The organism is Lentibacillus sediminis (assembly GCF_002763455.1).
GTDB classification, from domain to species: domain Bacteria; phylum Bacillota; class Bacilli; order Bacillales; family Amphibacillaceae; genus Lentibacillus_D; species Lentibacillus_D sediminis_A.
The window spans coordinates 180859-196638 of the sequence record NZ_NIXK01000003.1; the positions used below are offsets into that span (position 1 = coordinate 180859).

Below are 15780 nucleotides of genomic sequence, written 5' to 3' on the forward strand. Positions count from 1 at the left end.
GAACAACCGGGCAGAAAGAACCCTCGTAAACTTAGTATGAAAAATTTAAAAGTGAGAGAAAAGCAGGTGATTATGTGTTTCAGATTTTTCGCAAGCTGGACTGGTTTTTTAAACATTATTGGAAACGGTATATTTTCGCGATTATCGCACTTATAACAGCAAGCGCCATCGGGCTGATCCCGCCTAAGTTAGTGGGTTTTACGATTGACCAGATCCAGTTTGATACATTAACCATGCAATTATTGACGGCAATTCTGGCCGGGTATCTGCTGCTTACAGTTATGCACTATGTGATCTCCTTTCTGTGGGATTACACCCTATTTGGCGGTGCAGTCATTTTGGAGCGCTGGACACGAAGCAAGCTAATGGACCATTTTTTGGAGATGGCTCCAACCTTTTTTGGCAAATACCGGACCGGGGATTTGATGGCCCGGAGCACGAATGACTTAAAGCAAATAAATATGACGGCCGGGTTTGGCGTGCTGACACTTGTGGATTCCAGTATTTTTATGCTGATGATTGTTGCCATGATGGGATTTACCATCAATTGGTCGCTGACATGGGCAGCGCTGATTCCGCTGCCTGTCATGGCCATAGTCATGACGAAGTACGGCTCAGCTATTCATAAGCGATTTACCAAGGCACAGGCAGCGTTTGGCGAGCTGAACAATGAGGTGCTGGAATCAATCCGTGGTGTAAGGGTGATCCGGGCATTTGTGCAGGAGAAACAGGATGCTAAACGGTTTGAGGATATGACAGAAAACGTCTATCAAAAAAATATCGCAGTAGCAAAAATTGATGCTCTGTTTGAACCAACGATGTCTATCCTCGTTGGATTGTCCTACACAATCGGCCTCGGTTATGGCGCAATCCTCGTGTTTCAAAACCAGATGACCCTTGGTGACTTGGTGACATTTAATGTTTATCTTGGGATGCTGATTTGGCCAATGTTCGCAGTGGGGGAGCTGATTAATATCCTGCAGCGGGGGAACGCTTCACTGGATCGTGTCAATGAAACATTGGATTATCCGGCAGGTGTAAGGAATACAAGGACCCCCCGGCATGTGGATCAGGTGAATAGCATTGTATTTGATGATGTATCCTTCTCCTACCCATCTGTAAAAACGGATCAGCTTCGTTCGATTTCCCTGAACGTGAAGCGCGGGCAGACGATTGGCATTGTGGGAAAAACAGGTGCAGGAAAAACGACTTTATTTAAATTAATGCTCCGGCAGTATCCGGACCTGCGCGGCAGCATAAAAATTTCGGGTGAGGATATCAGGGAGATCGATTTACATGAAGTCCGAAGCTGGATTGGCTATGTGCCGCAAGATCAGATCATGTTTTCCAAAACAATTCGGGAAAATATCCAATTTGGAAAAGAAGACGCCACAGACGCAGAAATTTTCCGTGTCATGGAACTGGCGCATTTTCTGGAGGATATCAAACAGTTGCCAAGCGGACTCGATACACAGGTCGGTGAAACAGGAGTCACCTTGTCTGGCGGTCAAAAGCAGCGGGTGGCATTGGCCCGGGCATTTATCAAGGATCCGGAAATTCTCATTCTCGATGATTCCATGTCCGCAGTCGATGGGAAAACGGAAGCGAATATTATTGAACATTTGCGCCAGGAACGGCAGAACAAAACAACCTTTATCGCGGCTCATCGCATGTCCGCTGTGACCCATGCCGATCACATTATCGTTCTGGAAAGTGGAAGAATCGCTGAAGAAGGAACACATGAAGAATTAATTCGCTTTGGCGGCTGGTATAAACAGCAATATGAACAGCAGCAGTTAGATGGCGGGGAGGTGAAGGAATAATGAAACATCAATCAACAGAAAAACGGCTTTTCCGCTATGCAGGACTTTATAAAAAAGGGATCCTCACAGGGATTATCTGCTTAATCATCGCGACCGCCCTGGAATTGGCCGGCCCGTTTATTGCGATGAAAATTATCGATGATCACATTGTCGGGGTGGAAGGTGAATGGCAGCAAGTAACGGAAAATGACGACCGTTATACAGTTCGTTACGAAGACGCCTTTTATAAAAGGGGTGACCGCATCACCGCAGAGGATGAGACGGTTGGTGAGGGTGTCACCGTTCTTCAGGTGGGGATGACTTATTATTTTCTGGATGAAGCCGTTCCCATGCAAGGTGAAAGAGACGCGGAAAACGGCCAGGTCAGCATAACCGCCGGCGGGGAAACAATGACGTATAACGGGGAGCGGCTGTCCGCGTCGGAAGTTTATCCATTTTTCCAGCCGGAACAGCGGCCGATCATATTATTGCTGCTCTTGTATATGGGGCTTCTCTTGATCGCTGGTGTCTTTCAATTTTATCAGACGTTTATTTTACAGAAGGCATCGAACCAGATTGTCAAACGGATGCGAAATGATTTGTTTCTTCATACGCAGCGGATTCCGATTGATTATTATGTTGATCAGCCCGCCGGCTCGATTGTAGCCAGAATTACCAATGATACAGAGGCAATCCGCGACTTGTATGAGCGTGTGCTTTCCATTGTTGTGACCAGTGCGGTTTATATGGCTGGAATTTTTGTCGCATTGTTTATTCTTGATGCGCAGCTGGCGGCATTCAGTCTGCTGCTAATCCCACTGATTATTGTATGGATGCGCTTCTATAAGCATTTTGGCATGAAATACAACAAAGTCGTTCGCGCCACAATCAGTGAAATCAATGGGAATATCAATGAATCGATTCAAGGGATGCCGATTATTCAGGCATTCAGCAGGCAGAAGAAAACAAAAGCGGATTTTGACAAATTGAACGAGCGACATTTCACCTATCAGAAGAAACTGGTGAAGTTAAGCGCATTAACTTCCTATAACCTGGTAACGGTGTTCCGCAATTTGGGGTTTGTTGCTTTTATCTGGTATTTTGGGTCTGGCTCGCTGGATCCCGCCAGTATTATTTCCATCGGGATGCTCTATGCGTTTGTTGATTACCTGAACCGATTGTTTGAACCGGTCACCGACATTATCAACCAGCTGCCACTTATCGAGCAGGCACGTGTGGCTGGAGGGCGTGTATTCGAGCTGATGGATCACGAAGGGGAAAATGTGATCCATGACAAAGTGGATAAATACCGTGGGCATATTATTTTTGACGAGGTCTCCTTCGCCTATAAAGAGGATGAGTATGTGCTGAAAGACATTTCCTTTGAGGTGAAAGGTGGTCAGACAGCGGCTTTTGTCGGACATACCGGATCCGGAAAAAGTTCGATTATGAACCTGTTGTTTCGCTTTTATGACCCGCAGCATGGCAAAATTACAATCGACGGCAACAGCACAGAGGAATGGTCGCGCCAGCAAGTGAGAAGCCATATGGGAATTGTGCTGCAGGATCCGTTTCTATTTTCCGGTACGATCATTTCCAATGTCACGATGAATGACCCGAAAATTTCCCGGGAAATGGCCATTCATTCATTAAAAGCCGTTGGAGCTGAACAGTTTATTGACAAACTGCCGAACGGCTATGACGAGAAAGTGACAGAGGGCGGTTCGACCTTCTCACTTGGAGAACGGCAATTGATTTCCTTTGCCAGAGCGCTTGCCTTTGATCCGGCGATTCTGATCCTTGATGAAGCAACTGCTAACATTGATACCGAAACCGAGAAAGTCATCCAGCAGGCACTGGAAGTTCTGAAAAAAGGACGCACCACCCTGGTGATTGCCCACCGGTTGTCAACGATACAGCAAGCTGATACGATTTTTGTACTGGATCATGGTACAATTAAGGAACAGGGGAATCATGAGCAGTTGATTCTTGAAAAGGGTCTGTATTACCAAATGTATCAAATGCAACAGGGCAAAAAAATGGCTGTCTAGCAAGACGTCAAAACCCGGGGTGGCATATGGACAAAGAAAACGATCATAAACAAGATGTGATTGATGACGATTTATATGAAGAGCTTGATGAGGAAGAACTGTATGAGCTGGTGGAAGAAGAACGGCAGAAAGCACTGGCAAGGGCAAGGGAAGAAAAAGAGCCCAAACCGAAACGTCCATTTCCCAAGTGGGCGTTTTGGCTCATCGCGATTGTGATGGTTTTCAATGTGGCAGCACTCCTGCCGCGGACCTTCTCTATTCCGGCGATTGACTTTCTAATTACTTCTGCACAACTGTCTACTCAAGAGGATATCCAGGCATATAAAGAGGCGGTCGTCGTCGTGGAAACCGAAGACGGAAAGGGGACAGGATTTGCTTTTCGTGAAGATGGGACGATTCTTACCAACCATCATGTGATTGAAGGGGAAGAAACAGTTACAGTTGCCTTCCCGGAACAGGGATTGTTCCATGCGGAAGTGCAGGAAACCTATCCGTCGATTGACCTTGCTGTACTAAAGACAGAGGCCGATACGTCGTTTCCTCATTTGGAGCTTGCGAATGAAGCAGATGCCGACGCCGAAGAACCAGTCTACTTTGTTGGGAACCCGCTAAGGTTTGACGGAATTGCCAATGAAGGGACGATTGTCGGCCCGATCCTGCTGGATGACTGGGAAGAAGAGGTACTGATGCTGGAAGCGCCAGTATATCGCGGAAACAGTGGCAGCCCGGTGATTACACCGGATGGAAAGGTGATTGGTGTCATTTTTGCTACGTTAAATCATGATGAGCATGGACGGGTTGGTTTGTTTGTGCCGATTGATCTATTTTATGAACTCCGGTAAGGGCGCCTGGCAATGTCTGTGAACTAGTTTTCGTTTAATTTTTCTTACTTCAGGGTATTAGGATTATATAATAAGCTGAAGAGCTGAAGGAGGCAAATCCATGCTGTTTTTTACATCGGATCTAAAAGAATATAATATCGATGCGACAGATGGAGAAATGGGAAAAATTAAAGATCTTTATTTTGATGACAAGAACTGGGCAATCCGCTATGCGATTGTCGATACACGAAAATGGCTTCCGGGCCGGAAAGTGCTGCTTTCTCCGGAGACATTCGTCAATTTCAATGAGGCAGACAAAAAACTGGAAGTGGAATATGACAAAGAACACGTTCGCAACAGCCCGCCAATTCCGGAAGACCGGCCGGTAACCAGGGAAGCGGAAACTTCGCTGATCGGTTATTACGGCTGGACCAGACACTGGATGACAGATGCCAGATGGGGCCCTGATAATGGGCCAGTCACCTCTGCTTTCGATCAGGGTCAGGGTGGCACGATGGAGCAGCAGCTGCGTGAGGATATTCCGCCAGAAAAGTCCAGACCGGATTATGACCTGCGCAGTGAAGAGGAAACACTTGAATTCAAAGTGCATGCCGATGACGGTAAAATCGGCATGGTTGTTGATTTTGTGTATGATGATCAAAGCAGGAACATCCAACATATTGTTGTTCAAAGCAGTGAAGACTATGTAAACACAGAATTTTATATTTACCGGCCGGAAGAGATCGAATCCGTGGACTGGTTTGAGCAAGATATCTATGTAAAAGATTCCATCGCTTCCCTGAAGCGGAATAAGGTTTATGAGAAGAAGGAAGATATTTTAGTTGAAAGATAAGTGAAGACTTCTAAGAAAATGTCTCTATGGATGCATAGAGGCATTTTTTTGTTGCCGCAAGAACTATAAACTGCGAACTAATCCACCGCTCCAGAAATACCCCTCGCTTTCCGCGGGTGGCTGGTGAGCCTCCTCGCGCTGTCGCGCTGTGGGGTCTCACCGATGCCATTCCTCCCGCAGGAGTCTCGGGGTATTTCCTCCGCTGAGAATGTGTTTGCAACTTTCCCACATTTATAACCATAACAGCTATTCACTTTGTTGATGGTTGATCTTCGCTGTGGGCATCCGACTCCTGCGGGAAAAAAAGCCTAGGCGAGACCCCGAAGTGCGCCAGCACAAGGGGGCTCGGCAGCTTCCCGCGGAAAGCGGATGCCCGTAGCGGGAATCAACGAGCACTCTGTCGCACTTTCCATCAACTGCGATAAATATACCTCACCCTATAAAAAGCATATGAGATAAAGTAATTTCCATGTATTTCCCAGGAATGGGGATGGTAACGGATTTTTAAACAAAATGTAAATGATTTGAGATAGCAACAGGACAGGCTGTGCGTTAAGATGAATCATACGTACTGAAAAATGATTACATGATAAAAAATATCTAATAAGATGGTGGATCATCATGAAATATAATAAATGGATAAATGACATGAATGAAATTTTGACTTATCGCCGGTCTCTGCTGGCGGCTGACCAATTTGATAATAAAATGAAAACACCCAAAAAAATATGTAAAAATACGAAATTTGTAATGGCCGGGGGTGATCCGGTTTGATGATGCGTGGAACAGCTGATAAAGTTACATTGGAAGACAGAATTGCATATGCTCAAGCCGGCGACCAGACCACTCAGAATTCACTTCTGAAGACATACCAGCCGTTTATTGCCAAATGTGTTGCTGAGGTTTGCAAACGGTACATTGACCCGAGACGGGATGATGAGTTTAGCATTGGTTTGTTTGCATTTAATGAGGCGATCTTGTCTTACTCGCCGGACCGGGGAAGCTCGTTTTTATCTTTTGCCAAACTTGTCATCAAGCGCAAAGTGATTGATTATATTCGCTACATGCAAAAACGGCCGGCAGCTGTCTCGTTGGATGAAAGTTTTGATGAGGAAAAAATGGAGAATCCGACGGAAATTGCCGCTGTTTTGGAAAAATACGAGCAGCAGCAGGACGCACGGCACCGCAAAGAAGAGATCAGCGAATTTAAACAAAAGCTAAAAGCGTACAAGCTGACAATGAATGATCTTGTGGAATCCTCGCCAAAACACAGAGATGCCAGGGATTCCGCGGTTCGGACGGCAAGAGTACTGTATAATGATCCTAACCTTAGGGAGTACGTGTACAACAAGAAAAAACTGCCAATTAAAGATTTGCTAAAAATTGTCAATGTCAGCAAGAAAACCCTGGAGCGCAACCGAAAATTTATCCTGGCAATATTTATTATCCTGGATGAAGATTACCGTTACCTGCAGGATTATCTAAAGGGGGTGGGTAAATGAAAAAAGGAATTGTGATGGAGAAACATCGCCGTTATACGGTCATTATGACAAAAGAAGGTGCTTTTCTAAAATCGGAGCCGATTAAGCATGCAGATATTGGTGTGGAGGTTCGGTACCAGCCGCTTAGATCGAAAAAGGGGATGCTGCTTTATGTTCCTTCAGGGAAAAAACTCTCCATCCCGATCCTTGCCATAGCCTGTTTATTGATTTGTTTGATACTGCCTGTGTACACGGCGCCGGCAAACTCCAAGACATATGCCTATGTGAATGTAGAGCTTAATCCAAGTGTTGAACTGCAGGTGGATAAGGATTTGCAGGTTGATGCCATCAGGGCAATAAACAAAGATGCGACAAGGATTGTGAATACATTAACAAATTATCAGGGCAAAAAAGTGGAAAGTGTCATTGAGATGATTATAGAACAAAGCGAGAAATCCGGCTTGATGGAGAATGGAAAGAACATGCTTGTCGGGGTGAGCTACAATGTGGAAGAAACCGAAGAACGTATTGAAGAACGGATTGAGCAGTATTTCTCTTCCCATGAAGATAACTGGAACATTGCAGCCTTTCAAGTCCCCGTGAATGTCAGGAAAACAGCTGAAAAAGAAGAGCGATCGATGAATGAAATAATGGCCGAATCCATTTTCGGCAAAAAGCAGCAACTGTCGGCAGCTAAAGCTTCCGGAAAAGAGAAACTGGATGACGAGGAACGAGCAATTATTCATCATTTTTATCCTAGCGTTGACCATGGCCATCCAGCGAACAATCCGCGTGAAGAAATTCCTGCTAAAGAAAAAAACAGCCAGCCGGACCCTGTGCAGCAGCCAAACAACAGCCAGCTAAAGGAAACAGAGCTGCAGGTGGTTAAAGACAAGCAGCCGGAAGTTAAAAAAGTACAGGAGAAGCCAGGCCATAAGAATAAGAAAGCAAACAAGGATCTGCATCCATCGGAACTAATGGAAAACAATGCTTCCCAGGCAAAAAATAATCGCGGCAAAGGTCCTTTTATAAAAGAAAACCCACCGGTGAAGGAAGAAAACAACGGACACCCTGGAAAAGGGAACGGAAAGGCCAAGCCCAATGACAGCGGTAACAAACAAAATGATAAAGCAAAAGGAAAGAAGGGCCAAGAAGATAAAAGCAAGGAAAATCATAACTAAAAAGCGGCACATTTTATGGAATGTGCCGCTTATAGCTTAAACCAGTTCATCAAACTTCGACCGAAACAACTGGTTCATATTTCATCGCATGGTCTATATAATAAAGAAGATTGTCGTGTTGATGCATGATTTTCATCTCATCCAGCGAATAGTGATAAGCATTTAGAAAAAGCTGGATTTTTTTCGAAAGCATATCATCATTCGTGCGGACCATCAAAACGAGTAGATCATCCCACTGTCCCCACAACGTGTAGTACAGCGCTTTATCGTAATCCGGAATATCCATATTTCCCCTCCTCAAGCTTTAAGGGTAGTCATAGCTTTCCCGTATTTTATATATAATGATGAACACAAAAATGGTGTTCCTGCCAAAATCAGGTTTTCTTTCTTCAGGTATAATTTTCTTTTTCCGCTGCATACTAAGGCGCAAATACGGAAGGAGGAAATTAACCAAATGAAATGGAAACTTTTAAGTATTGTCATGGTACTTGCCTTCGTACTGGCAGCTTGCGGAAACGGTGGCAATGACCAGAATGAAGGAGCAGCAGATAACCCGAATGTCGAACCCCAAAATTTCAATAATAACAACGGTCCGGATATGGGCGGTGAACGTGATTACGACATGAGAAGAGGTTCAGAAGAGGGGCAGGATAGAAATAATAACAACAATAACGGAGCGAACAATAATGACGCAAACCGTTATGAAGTAGCAGAAGAGGCTGCCGACCAAATTTCTGAGCAAGTTGACGAGATCGACAATGCTTATGTGCTGACTACAGGAAATAATGCTTATGTCGCTGCAGGATTTGATGCTAATGGCAATAACAATAACAATAACAGAAACATGAATACCGGGAACCAGAACAACAACACCGGAAACCAGAACCAGGACAATGAAGAACAGGAACTGACGGACGAGGTCAGACAGGAAATCACGGAGATTGTGAAGTCCGTCGATAATAACATTGAGAATGTTTATATTTCCACTAATCCTGACTTCGTTGATTTAACGAACAATTACGTAGACGATGTGGACAATGGAGAGCCGGTCGAAGGTTTCTTTGATCAGTTCGGCAACATGGTTGATCGAATATTTCCGGGAGATGGAAATAACGGTAATAATTAATGAAAACAGGTGATGCAGCTAAAGCTGTGTCATCTGTTTTTTTTGTGTTCAAAAACAGAGCGATAACTTCCGGTCGAGAGTGTGAACTTCCGCCCCACAGCAGAAACTTCAATTCGAAGCGATTCCGTCAATTTAATTTCAATAACAAAGAAAATGCTTCAATCACATGTGTTCTTTTATTAACGAACATATGCTATAATAATGCATATAATCCATACTATCCATAGTATTTTACTATGTTTAATAAATAGCTGGAGTTGAATAAAAAATGGGACGGGAATTTCTTGATTTATTTGAGGATTGGGCTGACCATTATGATGCGAGTGTGACGGGTAATGATCCGCAGTATGTGGAAGTTTTTAAGCATTATGATGAAATTTTGGAAGCCGTCACAAGGCATGCTTTTGGTACGGTGCTTGAGTTCGGAGTAGGAACCGGCAACTTGTCAGAAAAATTATTGGAGCAGGGAAATCATGTAATTGGCATCGAGCCATCACCGGCGATGCGTAGACTGGCTGAAATCAAGCTGCCAAAACTTACCGTGTTCGAAGGAGATTTTCTTGAGTATCCTGACGATTTACCAGAGATTGATATGATCACAAGCACGTACGCCTTTCATCACTTGACGAATGAGGAAAAACAAACGGCCGTCCGCAAGTTTGCCAGACTGCTGCCGGATCATGGAAAAATTGTCTTTGGCGACACAATGTTCCATTCAGAAGCGGCAAAACAGGCAAAAATCGAGGAGGCAACACAAGAGGGGCATCTGGAATTGGCCGCAGATCTCGAGCGGGAATATTATCCAACATTGGATGAACTGCAAAACATTTTCGAATCAGAGCAATTTGATGTAACATTTAAGCAAATGAATGAATTTGTCTGGCTGATCATTGCCAGTAAAAACACAAGGAGCGGATAAAATGACGGAGAAAATGAATGTAGAAAGCTTTAATCTGGACCATACCAAGGTGAAGGCGCCATATGTAAGGCTGGTTGGTGTAACAGAAGGAGCAAATGGCGATAAGGTATACAAATATGATATTCGGTTCAAGCAGCCAAATAAAGAGCATATGGATATGCCGGGGCTGCATTCCATTGAGCATTTAATGGCGGAAAACATCCGGAATCATCTGGACAATGTGCTGGATATCAGTCCAATGGGCTGCCAGACTGGTTTCTATTTAGCGATCATAAACAATGATAATTATGACGAAGCACTGGAAGGTCTGGAAAAAACCCTCCAAGATGTGCTCAATGCCGATGAGGTGCCTGCCTGCAATGAAGTTCAGTGCGGCTGGGCGGCCAACCACAGTCTGGAAGGTGCAAAAGAGATCGCACGGGAAATGCTTGCTCACAAAAATGAGTGGAAAGAAGTATTCTAAAGAGGAGAGAACGAAGCCGTGTATCATTCCATACAGGAACTGATTGGCCGGACACCTTTATTGGAGCTCAGGAACTTTTCCCTGCCGGAGGGAGTCCGATTGTTTGCCAAGCTGGAATTTTTCAATCCGGGGGGCAGTGTGAAAGACAGACTCGGAATGGAATTAATTGATGATGCCATGAAAAAAGGGCTGCTGAAAGAGGGCGGCACGATTATTGAACCAACTGCCGGCAATACAGGAATTGGCCTGGCGCTTGCCGCATTGAATAAAAATATTTCGGTGATCTACTGTGTGCCGGAGCAATTCAGCAAGGAAAAGCAGCAGCTGATGAAGGCGCTTGGTGCGAAAATTGTGCATACCCCAAAAGAGCAGGGAATGGTCGGCGCAATTGAGAAGACTAAGCAGCTGCTGGGGGAGATTCCCGGCAGCTATTCACCGCAGCAGTTTGCTAATCCTGCCAACCCTGCCGCCTATTACAAAACGCTCGGCCCGGAGATCTGGGAAGATTTAAAAGGTGAGGTAGATGTGTTTATTGCCGGTGCCGGAACCGGCGGCACATTTATGGGAACTGCCAGGTATTTGAAGGAAAAGCAGCCACAGGTAAAGACAGTCATTGTGGAACCAGAGGGCTCGGTTATTGCCGGCGGGAGACCGGGACCGCACCGGACAGAAGGAATCGGCATGGAGTTTTTGCCGGATTATATGGATCCTGACTTTTTTGATGAAATATATACCGTAGCAGATGATGACGCATTCCGGCTGGTCGGGGAACTTGCCAAGAAAGAAGGTCTGCTTGTCGGCAGCTCTTCCGGAACGGCGATGTTTGCGGCATTGGCAGAAGCACAAAAAGCGCGTGCCGGTACAACAATTGTCACTGTCTTTCCGGATGGCAGTGATCGTTATTTAAGCAAAAATATTTACGAGGAGTAGACATATGCGCAAAAAAACGAAAATGATTCATGGAGGGATTACCGGAGATAAAGCTACAGGTGCAGTTTCTGTGCCGATTTATCAGGTAAGCACATATGAGCAGGACGCTGTCGGACAGCATCGCGGGTTTGAATATTCAAGGACAGGAAATCCGACAAGGCAGGCGCTCGAAGCTGTTACGGCAGAGCTGGAAAACGGCAAAGCAGGGTTTGCGTTTGGCTCGGGGATGGCGGCAATCACCTCGGTCATGATGCTGTTTAACTCAGGAGATCATGTGGTCATGACCGATGATGTTTACGGCGGGTCGTACCGCTTGGTGACGAGTGTGCTGAACCGTTTTGAACTGGATCATAGCTTTGTGGATTCATCACAGCCGGAAAAAGTGGAAGCGGCTATTCAGGGAAATACAAAAGCCCTGTTTATTGAAACTCCGACCAATCCGCTTTTGAAGATTACCGATCTCCGGAAAATGAAGGAAATTGCTGATAAACACAATTTGCGGCTTATTGTTGATAATACATTTGCCACCCCGTACTGGCAGCGACCGCTTGATGTTGGCGCCGATATCGTGCTGCACAGTGCGACAAAATATATTGGCGGGCACAGTGATGTAGTGGCAGGACTGGTTGCGGTAAATGATGAGCAGCTGGCAGAAGATCTTCACTTCATCCAAAATTCGGCAGGTGCTGTCCTTGGGCCACAGGACTCCTGGCTGCTAATGCGCGGAATTAAAACCCTTGCACTCCGGATGGAAGCGATTGAAGCAAACACAAAAAAGATCGTGGAATTTCTGGAAAACCACGAAAAAGTTTCGACTATTTATTACCCGGGACGAAAAAATCATCCGGGACATGATACGGCGGCCAGTCAGGCAACGGGATTCGGGGGAATGATTTCGTTTGACGTTGGCAGTGAAGAGCTGGCGGAAAAGGTAATCAGCAAAGTGAAGTATTTTACCCTGGCCGAGAGTCTGGGTGCTGTAGAAAGTCTGATTTCCGTGCCGGCGAAGATGACGCATGCTTCGATTCCAAGAGACAGAAGGCTGGAGTTGGGGATAGCCGACGGATTGATTCGTGTCTCGGTCGGTATTGAGGACGCGGAAGATTTAATTGAGGATTTGGAGCAGGCTTTGGAAGATTGAAGAAGAATGGAAAGGATGGCTTATGGGGCTGTCCTTTTTTAGCTTTTTACAAGGCTCGTTAGCTAGTTCGCAGGTGATGGAATCTGCGACATCACCCGCCGCCCACAGTTGCGAAAATACCTGCGACAGAGTGCACGTTGATTTCCGCTACGGGCAGCCGCTTTCCGCGGGCACGGCTTCAGCCTCCTCGGAAGAAGTGCACTTCCTGCGGGGTCTTCAGACTCGTGCTTTCCCGCTGGAGTCGGCTGCCCTCCGCTCCAATCAACCATCAAAAGTATATTGTTGTTCTTTTAAATTTAGCAAGCAGTAAAGACGCAAACAACATCAGTCAGCGAAGGGTATTTCCGCAGCGGCGATCATAACCCCCCCTTGATTTTACGTCGCAGTCTATGATTTGTGGATAAAACATCAAATCCTTTCGATGAGAAGAATAACTGCATTCCCAAACGCTATACGGTGGAACGAACTGATGGCAGATGCCCAATCTTTAGATAATAAACTTTCCCAAAAAAACATCCGCACCCCAATGATAAGCCAAGTGCCGTTAACTATGCTAAAATAAATCAAAAGGAGGAAATATACCAATGAGTGAACAAGCGCTAACGTATTTAAACGAACATCGGGACAGGCTGCTGGAGAAATTACGTGAATTTTTGTCTATCCCGAGTGTGAGCACGGACAGCTCGCATAAAGATGACATTAACAAAGCCGCTGATTTTCTGGTTACATATTTGCAGAATATCGGGTTTGAAGAGGCGATGAAGCAGGACACAGCCGGCCATCCGCTGGTGTATGCAGAATACAACGGGGCGGGAAAGGATGCGCCTACCGTTTTGTTTTACGGACATTATGACGTCCAACCAGTCGATCCCATTAATTTATGGGACAGTGATCCCTTTCAGCCGGAAGTGAGAGACGGCCGGCTTTATGCGCGCGGTTCCAGTGATGATAAAGGGCAGGTGTTTATGCATCTGGCTGTGTTTGAGGCATATATGAAGACAGAAGGAAAGCTGCCTGTCAATGTAAAAGTATGCATTGAAGGCGAAGAGGAAATCGGCAGTGAAAACCTTTATGAAATCCTGAATAACAAAAAAGATCAGTTTGCCGCAGATTTTGCTGTGATTTCTGATTCCGGTATGGTTGCCAAAAACCAGCCGACAATTCTTTATGGGCTTAAAGGCTTTACCGGTGTGGAAATCGAAGTGACCGGACCGGATCATGACCTGCATTCTGGCATCTACGGCGGTGCGATCCGCAACCCAATCATGGCACTCGGTCATATTTTGACCTCCATGAAAAATGAGGAAGAAGTAGTCACCGTTGATGGATTCTACGACGGAGTAGAACCACTAGGCGATGAAGAACGGAAGCTGATCGAAGAAGTGCAGGGGGAAAACTATACGGAAGCCACTGGTGCTCCGGCAACTGCTTCGGAAAAAGGCTATACAGCAAAAGAGCATACTCAAGGAAGGCCGACATTGGAAGTGAATGGCGTCTTTGGCGGTTATCAGGGTGAGGGCACAAAAACAATTATCCCTTCCACCGCCACAGCCAAAATTACTTGCCGCTTAGTCCCTGGACAGGACCCGGTCCGCATACAGCAGCTGCTCGAGGATCATGTCAAACAGGTCGCTCCATCCGGGGTAACGGTTGATGTGAAGAAAGAAAAACTTTCCGCAAAAGCCTATAAAGTGGAGCCGACAAACCCATTGATTACAAAGGCCGCTGACAGTCTGACAGAAGCTTTTGGCAAGGAAACGGTGTATGTACGCATGGGCGGTTCAATTCCAGTGGTAGAGTGGATTGAGGCAATTTACAAAATGCCAGTTGTCCTGCTCGGATTTGGCACACCGGAGGACCGGCTGCATTCTCCAAATGAAAGCTTCCCGCTGGACAGTTTTGATAAAGGCATGGAGACATTGGTTCATTACTGGCAAAAAGTAAACGACTAATAGGAAGCCGTTTTTGCACAATGCGCTTTCTCAGCAGTAAAAAAGCTGCTGGGAAGGCGCATTTTTTTCTGTGAAAAGTGCCCCTCCGTTTCTTTTTATCGAATCTGGGGTATGAATATCTAAAGAGAAGAAGGGGAGGATGCGTCATGAAATACGCTGTAATAACCGGGGTCTCCAAGGGGCTTGGAGAATCTGTCGCTAAACTGTTTATCGAATCAGGAATAGCTGTTATCGGAATTTCCCGAAGCAAAAATAGTAAACTGCCGCAGCTGGCGGAAGAAAATCATACCACCTATACACACTATTCCTGTGACATTTCAGATACCGCGGCCTTGGAGGAAACTTATTATGATATGGAAAAAGAAATTTTTTCCGAGGAGCCTTCCGCGGTTTATCTCGTGAATAATGCGGGAGTAGTAGAACCTGTGGATCAGGCAGCCAATATCGATTATAAAGATTTGCTTCGTCACGTCCATGTTAACACTGCGGCACCAATGGTATTAACAAATTTATTTCTAAAAAAAGCAACCGCCGAGGGTGTCCAACTTGTAGGTGCCAATGTTACCTCAGGTGCTGCCAACAGACCGACCTATGGATGGAGCGCTTATTGCAGCACAAAGGCAAGCATCGATATGTATACACAAACCGTGGCATTGGAGCAGGAGGAGTTAAATACCGGAAATAAAATTATTGCATTCAGCCCGGGGATTATGGATACTGAGATGCAAAATAAGCTGCGTTCCAGCACGAAGGAACAGTTTGCCTCAGTAGATACATTTAAAAAATACAAAGAGAATGAAATGTTAAGTGATCCGGATAGCGTTGGCAGCGTACTCGTAGATATTCTTACCGATGAAGGCATCAAAAGCGGGAATATATATGATGTGAAAGATTATCTCTAAAAGGATGTTCAAAAAGTCCGGTAACAATGACACATCGAATTTCTTCGTTGGCTTGTTTCTCCGTTCCTTGGAAAAGAAAACCACTTTTCCTGCGTGCGAAATCGTCTGCTCATGTATCTAAATGCATACATTCCGCTACTCGAAACGGCGCCGCGATC

At 45.5% G+C, this 15780-nt stretch carries 15 protein-coding genes; 14 read left to right on the forward strand and 1 reads right to left on the reverse strand.

From position 1 onward, the window contains the following. Nucleotides 1–74: 74 nt before the first annotated feature. The 7 genes from CEG13_RS08060 to CEG13_RS08090 all read left to right on the forward strand — a co-directional run bounded on the left by CEG13_RS08060 (nucleotide 75) and on the right by CEG13_RS08090 (nucleotide 8189). Nucleotides 75–1823 carry an ABC transporter ATP-binding protein gene (locus CEG13_RS08060; RefSeq protein ID WP_100011361.1) on the forward strand — a complete coding sequence of 583 codons (1749 nt, stop codon included), beginning with the start codon at nucleotides 75–77 and terminating at the stop codon, nucleotides 1821–1823. Then, on the forward strand, nucleotides 1823–3853 hold the full coding sequence (locus tag CEG13_RS08065) for an ABC transporter ATP-binding protein (RefSeq protein ID WP_100011362.1): 2031 nt from the start codon (nucleotides 1823–1825) through the stop codon (nucleotides 3851–3853). Before CEG13_RS08060 ends, CEG13_RS08065 begins: the two co-directional genes overlap by 1 nt. A 26-nt stretch (nucleotides 3854–3879) precedes the next feature. Continuing rightward, nucleotides 3880–4695, forward strand: coding sequence for a S1C family serine protease (locus CEG13_RS08070; RefSeq protein WP_100011363.1), 816 nt, complete (start codon nucleotides 3880–3882; stop codon nucleotides 4693–4695). Between the two features lie 100 nt (nucleotides 4696–4795). After that, nucleotides 4796–5527, forward strand: coding sequence for a PRC-barrel domain-containing protein (locus CEG13_RS08075; RefSeq protein WP_100011364.1), 732 nt, complete (start codon nucleotides 4796–4798; stop codon nucleotides 5525–5527). A 621-nt stretch (nucleotides 5528–6148) separates the two neighbouring features. Further along, entirely contained in the window at nucleotides 6149–6301 is a 153-nt protein-coding gene (locus tag CEG13_RS18730) for a hypothetical protein (protein WP_158234662.1), read from the forward strand. Then, the gene (sigI, locus tag CEG13_RS08085; protein WP_239984597.1) at nucleotides 6301–7029 is read left to right on the forward strand and encodes an RNA polymerase sigma factor SigI; all 729 of its coding nucleotides are present in this window, start codon (nucleotides 6301–6303) and stop codon (nucleotides 7027–7029) included. The genes CEG13_RS18730 and sigI overlap by 1 nt, the downstream gene beginning before the upstream one ends. Next, entirely contained in the window at nucleotides 7026–8189 is a 1164-nt protein-coding gene (locus CEG13_RS08090) for an anti-sigma-I factor RsgI family protein (protein ID WP_100011365.1), read from the forward strand. Before sigI ends, CEG13_RS08090 begins: the two co-directional genes overlap by 4 nt. 49 nt (nucleotides 8190–8238) lie before the next feature. Here the strand turns inward: CEG13_RS08090 and CEG13_RS08095 are convergent, their stop codons facing one another. After that, nucleotides 8239–8475 carry a YhdB family protein gene (locus tag CEG13_RS08095; protein WP_100011366.1) on the reverse strand — a complete coding sequence of 79 codons (237 nt, stop codon included), beginning with the start codon at nucleotides 8473–8475 and terminating at the stop codon, nucleotides 8239–8241. A gap of 168 nt (nucleotides 8476–8643) precedes the next feature. On the opposite strand from CEG13_RS08095, the gene CEG13_RS08100 reads away from it, so the two are divergent. The 7 genes from CEG13_RS08100 to CEG13_RS08130 all read left to right on the forward strand — a co-directional run bounded on the left by CEG13_RS08100 (nucleotide 8644) and on the right by CEG13_RS08130 (nucleotide 15622). Then, nucleotides 8644–9315, forward strand: coding sequence for a YhcN/YlaJ family sporulation lipoprotein (locus tag CEG13_RS08100; protein WP_100011367.1), 672 nt, complete (start codon nucleotides 8644–8646; stop codon nucleotides 9313–9315). 268 nt (nucleotides 9316–9583) lie between these two features. Then, complete coding sequence (locus CEG13_RS08105; protein WP_100011368.1) at nucleotides 9584–10234, forward strand: class I SAM-dependent DNA methyltransferase; 651 nt, start codon at nucleotides 9584–9586, stop codon at nucleotides 10232–10234. 1 nt (nucleotide 10235) lies between these two features. Next, nucleotides 10236–10697 carry an S-ribosylhomocysteine lyase gene (locus CEG13_RS08110; RefSeq protein WP_100011369.1) on the forward strand — a complete coding sequence of 154 codons (462 nt, stop codon included), beginning with the start codon at nucleotides 10236–10238 and terminating at the stop codon, nucleotides 10695–10697. An 18-nt stretch (nucleotides 10698–10715) separates the two neighbouring features. Beyond that, nucleotides 10716–11627, forward strand: coding sequence for a PLP-dependent cysteine synthase family protein (locus CEG13_RS08115; RefSeq protein ID WP_100011370.1), 912 nt, complete (start codon nucleotides 10716–10718; stop codon nucleotides 11625–11627). Nucleotides 11628–11631: 4 nt separating this feature from the next. Further along, nucleotides 11632–12768: a bifunctional cystathionine gamma-lyase/homocysteine desulfhydrase gene (locus CEG13_RS08120; protein WP_100011371.1), complete on the forward strand. Its 1137-nt coding sequence runs from the start codon at nucleotides 11632–11634 to the stop codon at nucleotides 12766–12768. A 584-nt stretch (nucleotides 12769–13352) separates the two neighbouring features. After that, a complete protein-coding gene (locus CEG13_RS08125) occupies nucleotides 13353–14720 on the forward strand; it encodes a dipeptidase (protein ID WP_100011372.1) in 1368 nt (455 codons plus the stop codon). Nucleotides 14721–14866: 146 nt separating this feature from the next. Further along, complete coding sequence (locus tag CEG13_RS08130) at nucleotides 14867–15622, forward strand: (S)-benzoin forming benzil reductase (RefSeq protein WP_100011373.1); 756 nt, start codon at nucleotides 14867–14869, stop codon at nucleotides 15620–15622. The last annotated feature ends 158 nt before the right edge of the window (nucleotides 15623–15780 follow it).